The 20333-nt window shown below is 30.2% G+C and carries 22 protein-coding genes and 1 other annotated feature; of the genes, 6 read left to right on the top strand and 16 right to left on the bottom strand.

The genetic code is table 11. The features are described 5' to 3' along the window. The first annotated feature begins 90 nt into the window (after positions 1 to 90). Positions 91 to 322: a binding site (T-box leader), on the top strand. 55 nt (positions 323 to 377) lie between these two features. The 3 genes from ACTHW2_RS01255 to ACTHW2_RS01245 all read left to right on the top strand — a co-directional run bounded on the left by ACTHW2_RS01255 (position 378) and on the right by ACTHW2_RS01245 (position 2793). Next, entirely contained in the window at positions 378 to 1235 is an 858-nt protein-coding gene (locus ACTHW2_RS01255) for a transporter substrate-binding domain-containing protein (protein ID WP_442261900.1), read from the top strand. A 171-nt stretch (positions 1236 to 1406) separates the two neighbouring features. Beyond that, complete coding sequence (locus ACTHW2_RS01250) at positions 1407 to 2072, top strand: amino acid ABC transporter permease (protein WP_442261899.1); 666 nt, start codon at positions 1407 to 1409, stop codon at positions 2070 to 2072. Continuing rightward, complete coding sequence (locus ACTHW2_RS01245; RefSeq protein WP_442261898.1) at positions 2065 to 2793, top strand: amino acid ABC transporter ATP-binding protein; 729 nt, start codon at positions 2065 to 2067, stop codon at positions 2791 to 2793. Before ACTHW2_RS01250 ends, ACTHW2_RS01245 begins: the two co-directional genes overlap by 8 nt. An 80-nt stretch (positions 2794 to 2873) precedes the next feature. On the opposite strand, the gene ACTHW2_RS01240 is transcribed toward ACTHW2_RS01245, so the two are convergent. From ACTHW2_RS01240 to ACTHW2_RS01195, 10 genes are all read right to left on the bottom strand, one after another. Next, on the bottom strand, positions 2874 to 3536 hold the full coding sequence (locus tag ACTHW2_RS01240) for a P-II family nitrogen regulator (RefSeq protein WP_442261897.1): 663 nt from the start codon (positions 3534 to 3536) through the stop codon (positions 2874 to 2876). Positions 3537 to 3542: 6 nt separating this feature from the next. Next, positions 3543 to 5012, bottom strand: a complete 1470-nt coding sequence (locus ACTHW2_RS01235; RefSeq protein WP_442261896.1) for a DUF1538 domain-containing protein — start codon at positions 5010 to 5012, stop codon at positions 3543 to 3545. A gap of 76 nt (positions 5013 to 5088) precedes the next feature. After that, positions 5089 to 6024 carry a linear amide C-N hydrolase gene (locus ACTHW2_RS01230; protein ID WP_442261895.1) on the bottom strand — a complete coding sequence of 312 codons (936 nt, stop codon included), beginning with the start codon at positions 6022 to 6024 and terminating at the stop codon, positions 5089 to 5091. A 69-nt stretch (positions 6025 to 6093) separates the two neighbouring features. Next, positions 6094 to 6288, bottom strand: a complete 195-nt coding sequence (locus ACTHW2_RS01225; protein ID WP_442261894.1) for a hypothetical protein — start codon at positions 6286 to 6288, stop codon at positions 6094 to 6096. 7 nt (positions 6289 to 6295) lie between these two features. Beyond that, positions 6296 to 6475 carry an alpha/beta hydrolase gene (locus ACTHW2_RS01220; protein WP_442261893.1) on the bottom strand — a complete coding sequence of 60 codons (180 nt, stop codon included), beginning with the start codon at positions 6473 to 6475 and terminating at the stop codon, positions 6296 to 6298. Between the two features lie 318 nt (positions 6476 to 6793). Continuing rightward, positions 6794 to 7072, bottom strand: coding sequence for a hexameric tyrosine-coordinated heme protein (locus tag ACTHW2_RS01215; RefSeq protein WP_442261892.1), 279 nt, complete (start codon positions 7070 to 7072; stop codon positions 6794 to 6796). Between the two features lie 222 nt (positions 7073 to 7294). Then, the gene (locus tag ACTHW2_RS01210) at positions 7295 to 7498 is read right to left on the bottom strand and encodes a hypothetical protein (RefSeq protein ID WP_442261891.1); all 204 of its coding nucleotides are present in this window, start codon (positions 7496 to 7498) and stop codon (positions 7295 to 7297) included. A gap of 69 nt (positions 7499 to 7567) precedes the next feature. Continuing rightward, entirely contained in the window at positions 7568 to 9049 is a 1482-nt protein-coding gene (locus ACTHW2_RS01205) for a tripartite tricarboxylate transporter permease (RefSeq protein WP_442261890.1), read from the bottom strand. A gap of 54 nt (positions 9050 to 9103) precedes the next feature. Further along, positions 9104 to 9553 (bottom strand): tripartite tricarboxylate transporter TctB family protein, encoded by a 450-nt coding sequence (locus ACTHW2_RS01200; protein WP_442261889.1) that lies wholly within the window; start codon positions 9551 to 9553, stop codon positions 9104 to 9106. Positions 9554 to 9636: 83 nt separating this feature from the next. Next, positions 9637 to 10695 carry a tripartite tricarboxylate transporter substrate binding protein gene (locus tag ACTHW2_RS01195; RefSeq protein ID WP_442261888.1) on the bottom strand — a complete coding sequence of 353 codons (1059 nt, stop codon included), beginning with the start codon at positions 10693 to 10695 and terminating at the stop codon, positions 9637 to 9639. A 305-nt stretch (positions 10696 to 11000) separates the two neighbouring features. On the opposite strand from ACTHW2_RS01195, the gene ACTHW2_RS01190 reads away from it, so the two are divergent. Both ACTHW2_RS01190 and ACTHW2_RS01185 read left to right on the top strand, forming a co-directional pair. Further along, on the top strand, positions 11001 to 12059 hold the full coding sequence (locus ACTHW2_RS01190; RefSeq protein ID WP_442261887.1) for a LacI family DNA-binding transcriptional regulator: 1059 nt from the start codon (positions 11001 to 11003) through the stop codon (positions 12057 to 12059). 62 nt (positions 12060 to 12121) lie between these two features. After that, positions 12122 to 12640, top strand: a complete 519-nt coding sequence (locus ACTHW2_RS01185; protein ID WP_442261886.1) for a nitroreductase family protein — start codon at positions 12122 to 12124, stop codon at positions 12638 to 12640. Positions 12641 to 12711: 71 nt separating this feature from the next. Here the strand turns inward: ACTHW2_RS01185 and ACTHW2_RS01180 are convergent, their stop codons facing one another. Further along, entirely contained in the window at positions 12712 to 13512 is an 801-nt protein-coding gene (locus ACTHW2_RS01180) for a sugar phosphate isomerase/epimerase family protein (RefSeq protein ID WP_442261885.1), read from the bottom strand. Between the two features lie 240 nt (positions 13513 to 13752). Here ACTHW2_RS01180 and ACTHW2_RS01175 point away from each other — a divergent pair, with 240 nt between their 5' ends. Next, entirely contained in the window at positions 13753 to 14331 is a 579-nt protein-coding gene (locus ACTHW2_RS01175; protein ID WP_442261884.1) for a methyltransferase domain-containing protein, read from the top strand. 253 nt (positions 14332 to 14584) lie between these two features. On the opposite strand, the gene ACTHW2_RS01170 is transcribed toward ACTHW2_RS01175, so the two are convergent. From ACTHW2_RS01170 to ACTHW2_RS01150, 5 genes are all read right to left on the bottom strand, one after another. Continuing rightward, on the bottom strand, positions 14585 to 15256 hold the full coding sequence (locus tag ACTHW2_RS01170; RefSeq protein ID WP_442261883.1) for an FAD-binding oxidoreductase: 672 nt from the start codon (positions 15254 to 15256) through the stop codon (positions 14585 to 14587). 155 nt (positions 15257 to 15411) lie between these two features. Next, a complete protein-coding gene (locus ACTHW2_RS01165; protein WP_442261882.1) occupies positions 15412 to 16371 on the bottom strand; it encodes an ABC transporter permease in 960 nt (319 codons plus the stop codon). Beyond that, complete coding sequence (locus ACTHW2_RS01160; protein WP_442261881.1) at positions 16371 to 17543, bottom strand: ABC transporter permease; 1173 nt, start codon at positions 17541 to 17543, stop codon at positions 16371 to 16373. Before ACTHW2_RS01160 ends, ACTHW2_RS01165 begins: the two co-directional genes overlap by 1 nt. Further along, on the bottom strand, positions 17540 to 19069 hold the full coding sequence (locus ACTHW2_RS01155; protein WP_442261880.1) for an ABC transporter ATP-binding protein: 1530 nt from the start codon (positions 19067 to 19069) through the stop codon (positions 17540 to 17542). The genes ACTHW2_RS01160 and ACTHW2_RS01155 overlap by 4 nt, the downstream gene beginning before the upstream one ends. Positions 19070 to 19182: 113 nt before the next feature. Continuing rightward, on the bottom strand, positions 19183 to 20333 hold a 1151-nt coding region (locus tag ACTHW2_RS01150; protein WP_442261879.1), incomplete at its 5' end, for a BMP family lipoprotein.

The following is a 20333-nucleotide window of genomic DNA, read 5'->3' as shown; positions in this document are numbered from 1 at the left end:
TTTTATAGAAAATATAACAAATATATTTCTTGAAAAACACTTGACAAATATATAGATTCGATTTATGATTATATACAATATAAAAACATTTTAAATTTTTCGAGGCAAAGAGTAATTATGACAAGTATATCTTACAGAGAACTGGATTAGGTGAGAACCAGTATTTAGAAAGCTTAATGAAAAGAATTGCTGAAATGAATAAGACAAAACTTAAGGGTGAGTATCTTATTCCGTATTCAAAACGTTATTTGTTTCGAGTTATATTTTTAATTTTTAAAAATATAATTAGAGTGGCACCGCGGGTATATTACTCGTCTCTTAATATTAAGAGACGAGTTTTTTTATATTAAAAATAATATTTATAGGGGGAAATAAAAATGAAAAAGAAAATTAGTTTATTATTAGCAGTTCTTATGATTTTTAGTATAGTACTTACAGCTTGTGGAAGTGATGAGCCTGAGGAAGTTAAGGAACCAGAAGAGAATGTAGAAGAAAATGAAGAAACAGAAGAAGCAAAAAGTTTAGAAGATATCATTGAAAGTGGAAAAATTGTACTTGGAACAGATGCAGACTATCCACCTTTTGAATTTCATGCCATGATAGATGGAAGAGATGAAATTGCAGGTCTTGATATTGAAATTGCAAAATATATAGCTGATGAATTAGATGTAGAATTAGAAATAAAAGAAATGGATTTTGACAAACTACTTGGCGGCCTTTCAACAGGCATGTTAGATATGGCTATAGCTGGTATGAATCCTGCACCAGATAGAAAAGCTAATTTTACTGATATTTATTATGAAGCAAATCTTTCTGTACTAGTTAATAATGACTCTGAAGGTGACATAACTACAGTAGAGGATTTAAATGGTAAAAGTATAGGCGTGCAAATGGGTACAGTTCAAGAAGAGATTGCTAAGGATACTATAGAAGATGCAGATGTTAAAAGTTTAAGCAAAAACCCAGAAATAATAATGAATCTTAAAACTAAAAAAATTGACTGTGCAATCGTAGAAACACCAGTTGCTAATTCTTTTGCAAAAGCTAATGATGATATCATGGTAGTAGAAGATTTAATAATTGACAATGAATCTGGTGGGGTTGCTATAGCTGTTAAAGAAGGAAATGATGAACTTACTGAAAAGCTAAATGAAATATTAGATGAAATAAAGTCTAAAGGTTTAATTGAAGAATGGTTAATTGAAGCAGATGAACTTAGTACTAAAGATATTTAATCTAAAAAATCATTTATAGTATGAAATTTAAAAGATAAAGATAAGTATTTGAAGGTATAATAAAGTATAGTGATTATACCTTCAAATACTTATAATTTTTAGCAATCATAAAATACATATTATTAATTTAAGCTAAAATATTAACATATAGACATCTCAATAGGAATTGGAGTGAAAAATTTGGATATTATAGAATTAGTCGTAAAATATAAACAGTATTATATAACCGGAATTAAAATAACCTTATTGCTTTCTTTTTTATCTCTTATCATAGGAGGTACTTTAGGGGCTCTCATAAGTCTTTTAAGATTATCAAAAGTTAAATTTTTAAGATTTATAGCTTCTGTATATATTGAAGTAGTTCGTGGAATACCGATGCTAGTAATGATTTCTCTAGTATTCTTTGGAAGCTATGTATTATCAGGTATAGATATAAATGCATTTATATCTACTCTTATAGCTGTATCCTTAAACAGTGCTGCATATGTAGCTGAGATAGTAAGATCAGGTATACAGTCCATAGATAAAGGACAAACAGAAGCTAGTAGGAGCCTAGGTATATCCCAAAGTCAAACTATGAGACATGTAATATTTCCTCAAGCTATAAAAAACATCTTACCAGCACTTGGAAATGAATTTGTTACCTTAATAAAAGAAACATCTGTAGCTTCAACTATTGGATTGGCAGAGTTAATGTTTGCATCAAAAACAGTTCAAAGTGCAAGTTATCAACCATTTAAGCCATTAGTAATAGTAGCAATAATATATTTTATATTAACATTTACCCTGTCACAGTTAATAGGATTGTTTGAAAGGAGACTAGCTCACAATGATTAAGATAGAAGGCTTAAATAAGTTTTTTGGAGATAAACATGTATTAAAAGATATAGATTTAGAAATAAAAGATGGTGAAGTTATAAGTCTTATAGGCCCTTCTGGTTCAGGTAAAAGTACGCTTATAAGATGTATGAACTTTTTAGAAGAGCCGACTTCTGGTCATGTATATATAAATAAAGAGGATATATCAAAATCTGGTAAGGGAATAGATATGATAAGACAAAAGATAGGAATGGTCTTTCAACACTTCCACCTCTTTCCCCACAAAACAGTTCTTGAAAATATAACTTTAGCTCCAATTCTAACAGCCCAACTTACTAAAAAAAAATCAGAAGAAAAAGCTATAGGATTACTTGAAACTATGGGTTTATTAGATAAAAAGGATTCTTATCCAGGCTCTCTTTCTGGTGGACAAAAACAAAGAATAGCTATAGCTAGATCACTTGCTATGAATCCTGAAATAATGTTATTTGATGAAGTTACCTCTGCTCTCGATCCTGAAATGGTTGGAGAAGTTTTAAATGTAATGAAAACACTAGCTCAAACAGGTATGACTATGGTAGTAGTAACTCACGAGATGGCTTTTGCAAAACAAGTAGCTGATAAAGTTGTCTTCATGGATCAAGGAAGAATTGTAGAGGTAAATGAAGCGGTTGATATATTTGAAAATCCAAAGGATCCTAGAACAAAAGAATTTTTATCAAAAGTATTAGCTTATTAATGTCTTTATGTCTTTATGATTAAATATAATTCCAAATAAAATTGCCAGGACTTTTATAAAAGTCTTGGCAATTTTATTTATTATTCATATAAGCCCAAAGTTTTATTTACATCAAGTGTAAATACTATACCTGCACCTGGTTTACAAATATCTAACAACTTCTTTATAGATTTTACAATTTTAGCTGACTCTTCTACCTTGGATAAAATAAGTATTATATCTTTTTCTGGTTCAATTTCTATATTAAATAATTTTTCCTTTTCCTCACTTCCAGATCCTCTTCCATGTATTACTGTTCCACCTTTGGATCCAGCCTCTTCTGCTACTTCTAATACATCATCAGATAGACCTTTATCTACAATAATAAATATAGCTTCATAATCCACATCCTTCACACCCTTCTTTTCAGTGTTTACTATATACTTTTCTTCATTAGCTTTCAAGAAGCTTTTAAGTGGTATAGAAAATGCTATACCACGATTTAGATGGTCTAATTTGAATTTGTTGGCCATCTCGTCATAAAAAACATCTTCAAGTTCTTCATCTATAATAGTTATAAATATTTCTTTTCTTATATCTAAAACACCTAATATGTTCAATATTTCATTTTTAACTGTTCCTTTTCCTAAAAAAATAGTTCCCCCCAATGCTCCTATTTTTTTAGCCAATTTTAAAGCTTTGCTTCCCTTCCCAAAGTCTATAATAGAACAAAAAAGAATAAGCTTATCATCATTTAAAGTCATAAATAATTACCCCTCCTTTTTAGCTTTTATCTTAAATATAAGTCCAAGCAGCTGTATAGCTACTAAAGGCATCATAGCCACCATTGCAATAACTCCAAAACCATCTATCATAACATTTGCTGTTGGAATAATATTTGCAGCACCTTGAGCAAAGGCTAGAACAAAGGTAGCTGTCATAGGTCCAGATGCTACACCGCCTGAATCATAAGCTATACCAACAAAGATAGGCGGAACCTTGTAACTTAAAAAAGTTGCTAATCCAAAACCCGGTAACAAAAAATGCCATAATTTTAAACTTGGTATCATAATTCTAAGCATAGACATTGCAACTGCAAAGGCAATACCTAGAGAAAGCGTAGTCAATATAAGCTTCTTTTTTATATGTCCAGCTGTAACATCTTCTACCTGTTCTGTTAATATATAAACTGCTGGTTCTGCTAATACAACTAACATACCTAATAAAAAACCAATTGTAGGAAGCATAAAAGGATATTTTGACTCTGCGATTCCTTGACCCATCACCCTACCTACTTCCATAAATCCTGCATTTACACCTACTAAAAATAAGGTAAGACCAAAAAACGTATAAAAAAGTCCCTTAAGTATTGCGCCTTTATTTTTTTTATTTAGATGGAAACTAATCTTATCAAATATTAAAAATAATACTAATAGTGGAATCAAGGTTACTACAGTCTCTTTTAATAATTGAGGAAATATTTTAAAATAAGGTGCAATTATACCAAGATTAGGAACGAAAGTTTCTACTTCTCCTTGCACATTTGTTATTCCTGAAACTATACTCATAATCATTATAGCAAAAATTGGACCTGCAGAAGCAAGTCCCACCATTCCAAAACTGTCTTCTTCTAAAGTTTTACCACCCTTTAGCTGGGATACTCCATAGCCTAGTGCGAGTATAAATGGTGTAGTCATAGCACCAGTCGTTGCTCCAGATGCATCTACTGATATAGCTAAAAATTCTTCTGATACTATTACTCCTAAAACAAAAATAAGCAAATAAGTCATAGTAAATATCTTGTTCAAAGGTTTTTCATATAGTATTCTAAGTAGTCCTATGGAAACCATGAGACCTACGCCTATTGATACAACTATGAGTATTAGTGAGCTAGATATAATACCTCCAGATGCTAGTTTAACTTGATCAGCTAGGATTTGTAAATCAGGTTCAGCTATAGTTATTAGAAACCCTAATATAAAACCTAAGATAGAAACAATATACCTACTATTTGTTTTAGCAATAGTATTCCCCATAAGATTCCCAATAGGTCCAACTCCTATATGTGCTCCAAATAAAAATATTCCTAATCCTATAACAACTAAGATAGCTCCTATCAAAAACCTAGCTAACATATCACTGTCTATAGGAACAAGTGTAAAGTTTAAAATAACAACTAAAAGTGTTATAGGTAAGACTGATAATAATACTTCTTTTATTTTTTCTAAAAGTATATTCAAATAATCTCCCCTTTCAAAACATACTTTTTATTACAACTATAAAACCCCTTTTCAATATATTTTATATTAATTCTTTTTATAATTTCTGTGTTACAAAATCCAAGTCTATAAAAAATTCATGCCTCTTATCCTTATTCTTTATATCTTCAAAACTTAATTCATAAACTGTTGGATTTGTATGAAATTTTACAGTTAAGAGTTTGTTTTTTGTATCATAAGCACAAATATACCTAGTATAAGTAGTTTCATTATATTTTTTATTTCTAACAAAGCCCTCTGGCATAACCATTGTACCTATTATATTATAAAAATGAGAAAATGCTTCTTTAGAATTTCTAGATTTTACATTCATTTCTCTTAAATAATAAGCTTTAATAAATCTAGAAAAAGGATCGTAACCTCCTGGTAAATCCTTAGAAGAATTAAATCCTTCAAGATCATCTAGATCTATATGTTTTTCTAATCTTCTAACATGCGACTTGAAACTTGGTGAATTAGTCATTACATTATATGGGCTTTCATAATATTCTAGTTTCCCTTTTTTAGGTTCTATAACAATACATCTTTTACTAGCATCAGTAAACATAAAATGAAAATCTGGTGATGATACCTTTTCTCCCTTATAATCTCTTGTAGACATATGAATATTATGTAAATCTTCTATAACCTCTTCTACAGATTTATAATTTGAAAGTGCATATGTTAAATAATTTAAACTAGAAATATTGAATTTCTCCTTATTTATCTCTTTATTGTATAGATTAAAAGATGTAAAAGTATTGGTAATGCCTATAAGCCCATGCTCATTTATACCATCTTTTAAAGGAGTCTTATTTTCAAAACAAACTCCCATTGTCTTATATTTAGAATACAATGGATTGCCCATTAAATCATCACAAATATTGTAATCTCTTGGAAGATAAAGTGCATTATAGTTTACTGGAACTTCATAGTCCATTGTCCTTCCCATAACACAACCATCTTTATAATCTATTTTTATACCTGTACACATAATATCCCTCTTTTTATCCTTTATTTAATATACTTTATACTATATTAGTATATTAACATTTATATAAACTTACTTAAAGTTTATATATTTATATCTTTCTACTATTTCATCTAGATAGTTTTCATCCTTATACTCATCAATACTTTTAAAATTTTTATTAAAAAAACTAGTAATGATTTCCCTTTGTACTCTAGAAGATTTTCTTCCCCCTAATTTTCCTGTAAAACCTATATATTTTGTTAAAGGAGAATACATATAAGACATTGTAAAATCAACATGATTGGTAGGCTAACTCTTCAGCATAATCTGTATTAAGCTCTCTAAAACCTTTCCACCCGTGAGATATAATGACAAGAGGATATTTATCCAATGTATTGTCTATAGGTGCTTTATAATAAGAATTGGAATCTATATCCGCAGTATGGTCCAGTATAAAAGCTGGCATATGCATGCTTTTAGATAATTGTCTTGTTAAGTCTTTGCCATCTAGGTTTGCCTAGGGCTATATGTAAGATAAAAACTGTAATAATTATTAGTCCTATAAATTTAAATTTTCTAATTAAAAAGTCTATAAATACCATATTTTCACTTTCCTATTTTGTATTTTTCATATATTAAAGTCTACTTCTCTTTCCTTTAATTTACCCATATTAATATTTTTGAACCATTTAACTATCTATAATTATTTTTATTCCAAGTTTATTTATATAAATTATAACAAAGCCCTTCTAATTACAAAAAAATAATTAGAAGGGCTTTTATGCTTAAACTACATATCTTCTTTTCTATAATAACATTGTTTCCAATAATTATTGGCTGCAGCTACAGTTTGAAATTCAATTGCAACAACCTGTCCTGCTGCAATAAGACTATCTGGATTTACAGAATAGATCTTTCGACCTTTTTTTAAAACTTCCAAATTTGGCTGTATATTGTGAATTGTATGACGGGCCATTAACATTGCTAAGGCACGTCCTTCTTCAGGGGTATCTGTAATTAATGTTCCACCTGGAACTAGTACTAATGCAGAATCTGGTAAGCGATCCATAGTATCCCTCCTATTCATATTAAATAATTTAAAGGTTTATAAATTTAAAATATTATATTTCACCCTTTAATTTAATATACTCAGCAGGACATACTTTTGTGCTTTATAAAGATATTTTCCTAGATATAGTTTTTTAACATACAACTTCTTTTAAAAAAATATTACAAAAAATTAAACAGCATGATTCTAATATTTAATTAGAATCATGCTGTTTAAAACATTTTATTGTATTTGTTTATTTCTTTTTTTTATAATGTTTTTACTTACCATACAAATCTTAGTACCCAAAACTCCTGCTGTTACTCCTGCTATAAAACCAATTTTTATACCTAGACCTAAGCCTAGTTCTACTCCTTTTTTCCCACCTATTCCAGCACCTATAACTGTGCCTCCAAGTGTTCCTGCTAAAGTTTTTTTATAGTCCATAAATATCACCTCTAATAGTATATATACCCTTTTTATCTATATGAATCTCACTATATTATTATCTTATTTTTATTTAAAAGTTCTTTTTATCTTTTCCATTGATATAAAATTTGATAACACCGAAAGTACTAAAACCAAAAGTAGTATTATTGTAATGGGTTTAAAGAAAAGATCTCCCATTACATTTTCTGATGTTTGAATAAGTGACATAGCCCTTCTAAAGTTAGAATCCATTATACCTCCCAATACTAATCCCAAAACTATAGGTGCCACTGGATATTTTCTTGTTCTCATTATAAAACCTAATATACCAAAGATTAACATAAGCAATATATCAAAAGTATTTGTACTAGCTGAATATGCACCTATTATACAAAGAACTGCAACTATAGGAAATAGATGTCTTTGCTTTATGGTAGCCACCTTAGCTAATAAAGGTGCTACTGTAAGTCCCAATATTAATATCATTATACTTCCTATAAATCCTCCGGCTAATATTACACTAAACATCTCTGGTGTTTCAGTAAATAATAATGGTCCTGGTCTTAAACCATGGACATAAAATGCAGATAATATAACAGCAGTAACTGCATCTCCAGGAACAGCTAAAGTAAGCATAGGGATCAGTGAACCACCAATAACTGCATTATTTGCAGCTTCACTTGCTACTAATCCCTCCATGGCACCTTGACCAAATGGAACTTTTGGTTCTTTTGTAGTCTTTTTCGCCTGGTCATAAGCTAAAAGTGCTGCAACTGGACCACCTGCTCCAGGTAGGGCTCCTATTAAAACTCCCATTATTGCAGATCTTATCCCTAATATCCAATGGCTAAATATTTCTTTTACCTTTACCTTTGTTTTAGAAATACTAATCCTCTTTTTTTCTCCAGATCCTATATAAATCTGATATAAAATTTCAGAAAATCCAAATAATCCTATTAGTGCAGGTATTATGGATATTCCTCTTTGAAGATTTACATTTCCATATGTAAATCTACCCATACCCATAATAGGATCTATTCCTATAGTACTTATAAATACGCCTACAAATGCACTTATCATACCTTTAGTAAAGTCTTCTGCAGTTAAAGAACCTACTGTTGTGAGCCCAAATAGGCCCAATAAAAAGTAATCTATTGGAGTAAAAGAAAGTGCTAATTTACTAACTTGTTTTGCACTTAAGGCTAAAACTATAAGTCCTACCATAGTTCCTAAAAATGAATAATAAGCTGCTGTTTTTAAAGCAAGTAATGACTCACCTTTTTTTGCCATAGGATATCCATCTAATGTTGTAGCTACTGATGATGGGGCTCCGGGTATATTAATCAAAATCGAAGTTACCGCTCCTGAATATACACCTACTGTAAACACTCCCATTATTAGAGCCATAGCACTATTTACATCCCAAGTAAATGTAACTGAGACAAGTAGCGCTGTTGCCATAGTTACAGAAAGTCCTGGCATAGCTCCTACAAATAGACCAGCTACAGACCCTAAAGAAACTAACAATATAAAATTAAAATCTATTATAGAAAATATATCTCCAATCAAAATATCAACTCCTTAATACGCTATAAATTTAAATACTATAAAACTTTAATATATTTATGGTAAAAATACACCTAATAAGTTACCAAATATATACTGTATTAATACTGGAGTTATAAGTGAAATAATTCCCAATAACCACCATCTTCTCTCACCTAATATAAATAAAAATAAAAATAAGTAAATTATACTTGAAATTAAAAAGTGTAACTTTTGTAAGAAAACTAAATATAAAATTGATATTATAATAACAAAAATAAGTTTCATGATGCCTTCAGTTTTAATAAGATTAGTATTTGATCTTTCTTCTTTTAAACTTTTTATTATAAGCCATACTGAAAAAAACAATATGGAAATAGTAATTATTAAAGGAAATAAGGCTGGAGATAAGGCCCATGATTGACCACTATGTAGTTTTAAAGACTCAATTATAAAAAATATACTTAATAATGAAATAACTATACCTTCTATCAATCTATTATTTTTTAAAAAAGATTTTTTTTCCATTTAAACTCTTTAACCTCCTTCATATAGTATAAATTATAAAGAAATAGCATTTAGATATCTAAATGCTATTTACCTATAAAAAACTATTCTTCAAATCTTTCTATTCCAAATTCTTCTGGATCATTTTCTGCCGCACCTGCATCATACAATAAATATGATGTAATAGAAGTAAATCTATTCCAATATTCATCTATTTCTTCTGGTTCAAAATGATCTAGTGCAGTATATGATTGTTCTTCTACAAATTTTTCCCACTCAGGATCTTCAAAGGCCTTTGTAGCAGCTTCTATCAATACTTCTTTTACATCTTCTGGAGTTTCTTCTTTAACTAAAAGAGTATTGGGGAAATATAGTGGTAGATATTTCTCTGTTTCTGGAAGCTCTTTTGTCATTGGCGGAACACCTGGTAGTGCATGGTATTCTTCGTCTCCAAATACTGCTAAGGCTCTAAGATCTCCTACTTCTAAGTAATCCTTAACTGTACCATAGTTTCCAAAGGTAAAGTCAACCTCACCACTTATAGTAGCTGTCATAGCTGGGCTTCCTCCACCATAAGGAGTCATTGATATATCAAGTCCTACTTCTTCAAATAATAATCCTTGTAGATGACCACTAGCACCAGGGCCTGAGTAGGACATTTTTACTTTTCCAGGATTTGCTTTTATATTTTTTATTAAATCTTCAAATGTTTCATATTTAGAATCTTTAGGAACTACAATAACTTTTGTATCTTGGATAACCATTTTCAAAGCATCAAAATCTTTAAAACTTAAGTCACTAGTACCCATAACTTGAAATACCCCTGGAGTTTCTGCTGAAAACAATACATTATATCCATCAGCTGGCTGTCCATATGCAAATTCAGTACCTATAGCACCTGAAGCTCCTTCTTTATTTACTACAGTTACAGCCTGTCCTAAGTGTTCTTCAAATAAGGGTGCAAATACTCTTGCAACTCTATCTGTAATGCCTCCAGCTGACCAAGGTACAATCAAGTTTATCTTATTATTGGGAAAATCTTCGCTTACACTTTCATTTCCATTTTGAGGCTCTTCTGCCTCTGGACCAGTGTCTTGAGTACATCCAACTAAACTTACTAAAACAATAGATAATACCATGATTAAAGCAATAATCTTTTTCATTTAAATATCTCCTTCCAATTTATCATATGTACTGAAACCCGCAAACGATTTCTGATGTTCCTAGTATATTTTATAATTTATATTTTGTCAAATCCTAAATTTGAATTTATAAATATTGATTTTGACTGCTAAAAGCTTGTTTTCTTCTATTATATATGACTTTATAGTAAACTCATCTTATTGTAATTATATGTTTTTTATATTATACTAAATTATAGCAAACGATTTCTACAATGCTTATATCATATTTTTATAATGCATAAAAAAAACAAAGTCATTAATATTTTAAATTAGGGGGATTGGTTTTGGAAAAGGTAGTTACTATGAAAGATGTAGCAGATTATGCTAAGGTTTCTATATCAACTGTTTCTAGAGTTATAAACGGAAAGTTAAAAGAAGATAATGATATGGTTGATAAGGTGTGGGATGCAGTTGACAAACTAAACTATAGGCCAAATCCTGCTGCTAGATTTATGAAAGGTCAAGCTACTGGTACTATAGGTATCTTATTACCTGATATATCTACTCCTTTCTTTACAGGTATAGCAGCAGGTGCAATATCAAGAGCACAGAAAAAAAATAATACTATAATAGTATCTTCTTCTGATGGAAGTGTGGAACAGGAAAAGAAATCATTAAAGCTTTTATCTAGGTCAGTCTTAGATGGACTTATATATTGTCCTATTGCAAGAAATGAGACCTTTGAAGAAATAGAATACTTTAAAAATATCCCTGTAGTTATTTCTTATAGAAGAGATATTGTTCCAAATATACCACATGTCTATGCTGACAATGTTAAGGGAGGATATGTAGCTACAAGATATTTACTTAGATTAAACAGAAAAAATATATGTTTTGTAGCTGGCTTTTGGAATCTTCCAGATGAAAATGCTGATTTAGTAAAGATGTCTAACTCTCCTGAAGCAGGTTTCTATACATCTTTAGATAGATTTCAAGGCTATCTAAATGCACTTGAGGAAGAAGGAATTGAATACGATCCTTCATTAATCTTTACTTCCCAGTACAATCATGATTCAGGATATATAACTGCAAAAAAAATAATTGAAAGTGGAAGAGAAGTAGATGCTATTGTGGCTCCAAATGATTTGGTTGCATCAGGAATCATAAAATTTTTAGATGAACAAGAAATATCAGTACCTTCAGCCATCTCTGTCATAGGATATGATGATAGTATGTTAACTTCTATCATGCATCCTTCCCTAACTTCAGTAAATCAAAATGCAAAAGAAGTAGGTGAAAAATCTGTGGATTTAATGATGAAGCTTTTAAATGATGAATATCCTGATGATTCTATAGTTGATGTTAACTTATCTATTAGAAAATCTACTTCATTTTTACTATAAAATATATTTAGCCCTTTCTACTATATATGTTATAATATTTTTATATAATAGGGAGGGTTCTTATGTTAGATTTATTAATGAATAGACGAACAATTAGAAAGTATAAAGATCAAGAAATAGAAAAAGAAACTATTGATAAGATATTAAAAGGAGCTTTGACTTCTCCTTCAGGTAGAAATATAAAACCATGGCAAGTGCTTGTTGTTAATGATAAAGAAGTCTTAGCTAAACTTGGAAAATCAAGAGGAAAAATTTCAGCTCATATGAAGGATGCCGGACTTGGAATCGTTGTAATTGCAGATCCAAATCTTACTAATATTTGGATCGAAGATGCATCTATTATGGCTACTGTAATCCAATTAACATCTCAATCACTAGGCCTTGGCTCCTGCTGGATTCAAGTACGTGAAAGATTAAATGAAAATGAAGAAAGTGTAGAAGATTGTGTAAAGGAGATTTTAAACATTCCTAACAACTATCGAGTTGAGTGTATGTTAGCTATAGGTCATCCTGATGAAGAAAAGAAAGTTCATAGTCAAGAAAGCTTATCTTATGATAAGGTTCACTACAACAGTTTTTAAAACTAATTTAATAAAGCCTGTATAATAGTATTTAACTATTATACAGGCTTTATTCTTTCTTAAAATTATATTTATATTATGTTTTTATTTCTTAATATTTCCACTGATCTTTTTAAAGCATCTTTAGTTTTCACTTCTATAAGCATTCCTATTTCATTCTTTCTAGCAAAACTTACTAATTCATTTATATTTAAGTCTCCATCAAAAGGAATTTGATGATCGTTTTTCCCCCTTGCATCATGGAAATGCATATGGGCTATTTTTTCTGTATTTTTCATTAGGTATTTCCTATCCCTAAAATCACTTACTGCATCATGACCTGTATCCCAAGTAAGTTTTACATTAGGGTATTGTATTGATTTATCTAAAACTTTTTGAATATAAGTTTTCCCAAAATTACTACTATTTTCAATTGCTAGAGTTACATCATACTTCTCTGCTCTTTTTGATAAAATTTTAATAGATCTAATAAACTTATCTAAATACTCTTTACAATACTGATCATAAATATACACTTTTTTATCTGGAAGGGTCATTTTAGCTCCTTCAATAATATGTAAATTTAAAAGTTTAGCTCCAGATTCAAAAGACCAATCTAATGTATCTAAAAAAAGCTCTACAAAACCTTTTCTTACACTTTCGTAAAAAGTTCCAAGGTCTGCTTCATCAGGCATATGCATTGTAAATTCTACATTTGTTTCCTTTGTTATTTTTTTCAATATTTGGGGATTTATATTTTCTATAAAATTGTAAGGTAAATTCATATTTAACTCAATAAAATCTAATTTTAACTCCAAACATAAATCAACTAATTCATTTAATGAACTGCATTCTACTAAAGCCGGCATCCCTATTTTAAATTTTCCCTTCATTTTTATCACCATCTCTATATTATTTTCAAGTAATATAAATTATAGCATATAAAAACAAATTTCATAAATCTATTTCAAAACTTCATAGCTACTGCTTTCCTTCACTATTTATTGATAAAGAAATTATCTTCTAAAATAGATATTTAAATAATTTAATGATAATATATAAATAAGAAGTATTTAAAACATCTTTTAAAATAAGTATTTAAATCATCACTTATTAATAGAAAGGAGTAATTTATGGATAAAAAAGATATTAGAAAATCTATCAACCATTTTTACGATGAAATAGCAGAAAACGAGGTTAAAGTAAAAGGTGATATAGATGAGTTAAACAAGTCATTAGGATATAGTGAAGAAGATCTTAAAAACATTCCTGATGAAGCTCAAATGGGCCTAGGATGTGGAAATCCTAAAGAAAGAGGTAAACCTAAAGCTGGCGAAATTGTGTCAGATCTTGGATCTGGTAAAGGAATGGATTCATTTTTAGCAGCCAAATTAGTAGGAGAGTCAGGACTTGTAATAGGAATTGATAATAACTATAAAATGCTTGAAAAGGCCAGAGAAATAAAGGATAAAAGGGGATTTAAAAACACTGAGTTTAGACTAGGGGAAATCGAATATATACCTATAAGAGACAACTATTTAGATCTCTTAATGTCAAATTGTGTAATCAACCTTTCTACCGATAAGCCCCAAGTCTATAGTGAAATCTACAGGATATTAAAGCCTGGAGGAAGGATGAGTCTTTCTGATATAGTACTCAAAAAAGAGTTACCAGAGGAAATCAAAAACAGCCCAAAGGTTCATGGAACCTGAGTTGGCGGAGCAATATCTCTGGAAGAGATAAAAAGAACTTTAATCGACACTGGATTTAAAAATATAGATATCCAAGTAAATGAAGTTACAGATGAATATGCAAATAAATGGGGATATGGTTTAAGAATAAAAGAATACATTGGAAATGCAGATATTATAGCATATAAATAAAACATTAACTCATAAAAATCTCACCATAAATATTTATGGTGAGATTTTATTTGTTATTTATCTTAAGCAAGTTTAAATTATATTAAAATACTTCTTTTACAATTTGATCTTTTTTAACACCAAGTTCTTTTAATGAATCTTCTACAGCATTCATCATAGCTTCTGGTCCACAAACATAAAAGTAATCATCTAGCGAAGTAATATTATTCTTTAAATATTCAGTATCAATACGCCCATGCGCATGAGCTTCTACCTTTTCACGTGATAAAATATTTAAAAAGTCCTCCCCTAGCATTGACTCAAATTCTTTTTTATTGATTATATCTATTTCTTTACTATTAGCAAATATTAATCTATTGCCATCTAATTTTCCCTTTTTGTCTAGATTTCGAATTATTGAAATAAATGGTGTAACTCCTGCTCCACCTGCAATGAAAGTACCTTTTCCTTTATATTCTATAGCTCCAAAGACATCTTTTAAAATCAGTCTGTCTCCTACTTCTAATTTTGATAATTCTTCTGTTACACATTCATGATCTGGATAAATTTTAATTGTAAATTCTAAGTGGTCTTCAGGTGGTAGTGACGTAAATGTGAATGGATTTCCTTTATCACGCCATCCATCCTTATCAATAGCAACTTCAGCTGCTTGTCCAGGAACAAAATCAATTACCTCTGAATCCTCTAAAGTAAATTCTAATACATTATGTGTAACTTTTTCAATATTTTTAATTTCTAAAAATTGTTTTTCCATATCTTAATACCTCCATATAAACATCTCTTAAATAGTTCTATCTATAATATAAAATATTGTACTCATCTATATTATATATTACCCGCATATATAGAATTTAAATCAATTACTCTCATATTGATACTTTAGATATAAAAAAACCTACAGTAATTTTACTATCTTTTCCCTTTATCATAAATATCACCTAAAGCTCTTGGCGGATGATTAGTCTTTGAGAAAAATATAAGTAGTAATAGTGTCACTACATACGGAAGTATCATAATCAAATCTGAAAATGTACTTGGCAGTTCAAGCATACGTGCAATAAAATATCCGCCTGACCTTGCAAAACCAAATAGAAGACAAGCTCCAAAAGTAGGAAGCACTTTCCAATTTCCAAAGATTAATGCTGCAATTGCCAAATAACCATATCCCATATAAATTGACGGTGAAAAATTAGTAGATATAGAATATGCAAAGGCTATACCACCTAATCCTGATAATGCTCCTGATATCATAACTGCCTTAAATTGAACTTTAGATACTTCAGCTCCAGCTGCATCAACAGCATGAGGATTGTCTCCACAAGCCCTAAGTCTTAAGCCAAACTTTGTTTTGTTTAAAACATAAGCGGCAAATATAGCTATAACTATTATTACTAGTTCAAATGGATATATATTTTTAAATATAGCACCTATTATAGGTATGCTAGATAAACCTCCAACTGTAAATCTAGATGATGTACCTATTTGAAATTTATCTGACATAGCACCAAAAACTATGCTATTTATTTGTGTTGTTAGAAAAACAGTTGTAGCCATAGAAAGTATATTTATAACTACACCACTAATTACTTGATTTGCTTTAAAATGTATACACAAAAGTGCATGAAGTATAGAAAATAACATACCACCTATCATAGCTAAGAAAAGTGCTAGATATAATAACTTTTGCATAGGAATATCTAAGAAATTAGAAATTAATACTACAAATAAAGCACTAAAAAATGCTCCAAAACCTTGTAAACCTTCAATAGCTAAGTTAATTATTCCGCTTCTTTCACTATAGATACCACCTATGGCCATTATAAAAAGAGGTAATGCAAAGGATAATCCATCGATAATAACTGTATCCATTATTTTTCACTCTCCTTTCCTGGCCTATATCCTAATCTATCTTTATTACTTCTAATCTTATGTCTAATATATGTGCTACAAGCACTAAATAGTAAAATCAAGCCAGTAATAACAGATGCTATTTCTTGTCTAACCCCTGCTATCGAACTCATATAAGTACTTCCTTTATCAATTATAGATATTATAAAAGATGATGCAAGAATTCCATAGGGGTTTGCATTTCCTAATAAGGCAACAGCAATTGCATCAAAACCCATACTTGGCAATACTCTTGGTTGAATTGATTCATAGTATCCAAGATAGTAAGTAACTCCTGCCAAACCAGCAAGTGCTCCTGACAGAGCCATGGTTAAAACCATAGTTCTACCTACTTTTATACCAGCATATTCAGCCCCTTTATCGTTAGAGCCTACTGCCTTTATCTCAAAACCAGAACGAGATTTATCAAGGAAAAACTTTAAGACTATAGCTATAATTATAGCTATAATGATTCCAAAAGAAATATCCATCTTTAGACCCCAAAGTTCAACATCTACTAATGTTAATCTTGCCGCACTAGTAATATTTCTAGATTGTCTAGATACTGGATCTATATAATTTGAGTGAATAAAAAAGCTTAATACATATTGTATAATGTAATTGAACATTATAGATGATACAACTTCATTTATATTAAATTTATGTTTTAATAAACCAACTAGTCCACCTATAATAGCTCCTACTATTATACCAACAAGCAAAACAAGTGGTTTTGCCATAAAGCTATTCAATCCACTATAACCTACTATTACGGTTGCAAAATATCCTGATACTAGCATTTGTCCAGATACTCCTATATTGAAAAGTCCACCTTTAAGTGCAACAGCAACTGCTAAAGATGCGAATATCATAGGAGTCATATAGTTTAATAAAGCCAAAAAGTCTGTCAACATACTTTTACTACCAGCATAAGATATTTTAGGTGCTATTCCAGCTCCTTGTAAAAGATTATAAAATGCACCTAAAGGATTTTTTCCAAGTATTAAAATTATAATAGAAGCTGCAAAAAAACTTAAAAATATTAAGAAAGCTGGTATAGTGATATTTTGCCATTTTTCATTACCCATTAGTTTGATAGCCGTTTTACTTATAATATTATTTTTTGTCTTCACTTTTTTATTGTTTTTCTTCATATCTTAACACCCATCATAAACTCTCCCACCTCTGTATTTGTTAATGTTTCAGCAGCTGCTATCTTTTGTATTTCTCCATTATATATAACTCCTATAGTATCGGCAATATTCATAATCTCATCTAGTTCAAAAGATACTAGAAGAACAGCCGCACCTTTATCCCTTTGTTCTATAATCATTTTTTGTATGTTTTCAATAGCACCAATATCTAAGCCTCTTGTTGGCTGAACAAATATCATAAGGGATGATTTTAGTTCTATCTCCCTTGCAATAATTGCCTTTTGCTGATTACCACCACTCATACTACGCACCTGAGTTTTAATACCTTGACCACTACGTATATCGTATTTATCTATTAGCTTTTCTCCATATTCGTCAATAACTTTATTGTTCATAACACCATTAACAGAAAAAGGGTCTTTGTAATAATCTTTTAATGCAAGATTTTTTGCTAAGGAAAAGTCAAGTATTAGTCCATAAGATTGTCTATCTTGTGGAATATAAGAGATTCCAGCTTCTGTTCTTTCCCTAATACTATAATTATTTATATCTTTTCCATTTAAATAGATTTTCCCATCCCATAAATCTGTAAGTCCGGCAATAGTATCTGCTATTTCTACTTGACCATTTCCTGATACCCCTGCTATTGCAAAGATTTCACCACTATGTATTTTAAAAGATGCATCCTTTACCACTTCAAAATTATCCTGATTTTTCACACAAAGATTATCTACTTCAAGCACAGTATCTCCAAAGTTACTAGGTGATTTTTCTGTTTCAAAGGAAACCTCTCTCCCTACCATTAAATTTGCCATAGTTTTTGTAGAAGTATCTTTTACATCTAAAACATCTATCAACTTACCTTTATTTAAAATGGCACACCTATCGGCTACTCTCTTGATTTCTTCTAGCTTATGAGTTATTAGTATAATAGTTTTCCCATCTTTTCTAAGCCCTTCAATAATCCCAAGAAAATAATCTATTTCTTGGGGTGTTAGTACTGCTGTTGGCTCATCAAGTATAAGTATTTCTGCTTCCCTATATAACATTTTTATAATTTCTACACGTTGTTGAAAAGATACATTTATATCTTCTATTTTTTTATCTGGATCTATTTCTAAGCCATATTTTTTTGATAATTCAGCGATGTTTTTACTAGCTTTTTTTATATTTACATAAGGAAAAAACCCAGCAAATTTATCTATTGGCTCTATTCCCAGTATTATGTTTTCAGTTACTGTGTAGTTTTGAACAAGTTTAAAATGTTGATGAACCATCCCAATATTTAGATTTGTAGCATGGTTTGGCGATTCAATATTTACTTTTTCGCCTCTGATCCATATTTCACCTTCATCTGGCTCATACATACCAAAAAGCATACTCATAAGAGTAGATTTACCTGCACCATTTTCTCCAAGAATAGCATATATTTCACCTTTTTTTATTTGAATACTTATATTATCATTTGCAATTATTCCAGGAAATCTTTTTGTAATGTTTTTCATCTCAATAATATTTTCAGACATATTTATTCTCCTCAATCCTATTGATTTAAAAGATTTATTGCTTTCCAATATATTTCAAATGGAAAACAATAAATCTTTGTAAAATGCAATCTTCTTATATTAAAAATCTCTTACTATTCTGGTAATCCTGGGAAATCTTTCACACTATGTTCAGTAAAGTTTCCAGCTGGAACTATTTCTCCTTCTTTCATTAAATCGTATGCTTCATCTATCTTAGAGATAGTATCTTCTGATAATTGATGACGTCCTTCTTCCTTTACATAGCCTACAGAATCAGTATCTGCTCCTAGTAAAACATTTTCTCCTTCAAATTCATCATCTTTTATCATATTTAAAGATCTTTCCACATTTGTGCTCATTATCTTTAATGCAGAAGTCAATATAATATTTTCATCTCCATCTACACCATCATCATATTGGTCAATATCTCCACCGATTAATTTTACATCTTTATCAGTTTCTTTTGCTGCTGTAAATACACCATTACCACTTCCACCTGCTACTACAAATATGATGTCAACACCTTCATTTATTAAGTTGTTTCCTATTACTTTACCTGTTGCTTCATCATTAAAGTCACCAACATAGTTACCAGCTACATCTTCACCAGTAACATCTGTACCTGCATAGGAAGCTAGGTCAATAATTTCAACATCTTTATCATATGCCGCATTTACATAATGAACTCCAGATTCAAATCCAAATTGATAGTTTACATTTGTTGGAAATGCTATTCCATTTACAGCTGCTACTTTATTTGTCTCTGTCTCTAAAGCAGCGGCCATTCCAGCTAAGAATCCACCTTCTTGTTCAGCAAAAGTCATAGCATAAATATTTTCAAACTCTTCTTGTCCATCAATTTCTTCAGGATCAGAATCAATTAAAATAAATTTCTTTTCAGGGTTTTCTTTTGCTATAGTAGATATACCTGCAAACTGAAATCCAGGTGTAATTATTACATCATAATCTGCCACTATATCTTCTACAGCTTGAACACCTGCTGCTGGGTCTCCAGTAGGCTCTTTTATAGCTTTAACTTCTGCATCTGGATTTTCATCAATAAATGCTAATACACCATTGTAGTTAGCTTCATTAAAAGATCCATCATCTACACCAGAAGGACTAGTAATTATAGCAATCTTTAAGCCATCTCCATCTCCTCCACCTGAATCTTCTTGAGGATCATCACTACCACCACAGCCTGTTAATACTAAACTCAATAATAATGATACAACTAATACCTTTACGATAAAACCTTTTTTGA

The organism is Tissierella sp., from assembly GCF_052089545.1.
Taxonomy (GTDB): Bacteria; Bacillota; Clostridia; order Tissierellales; family Tissierellaceae; genus Tissierella_A.
This window is presented reverse-complemented; position numbering and strand designations above follow the sequence as displayed.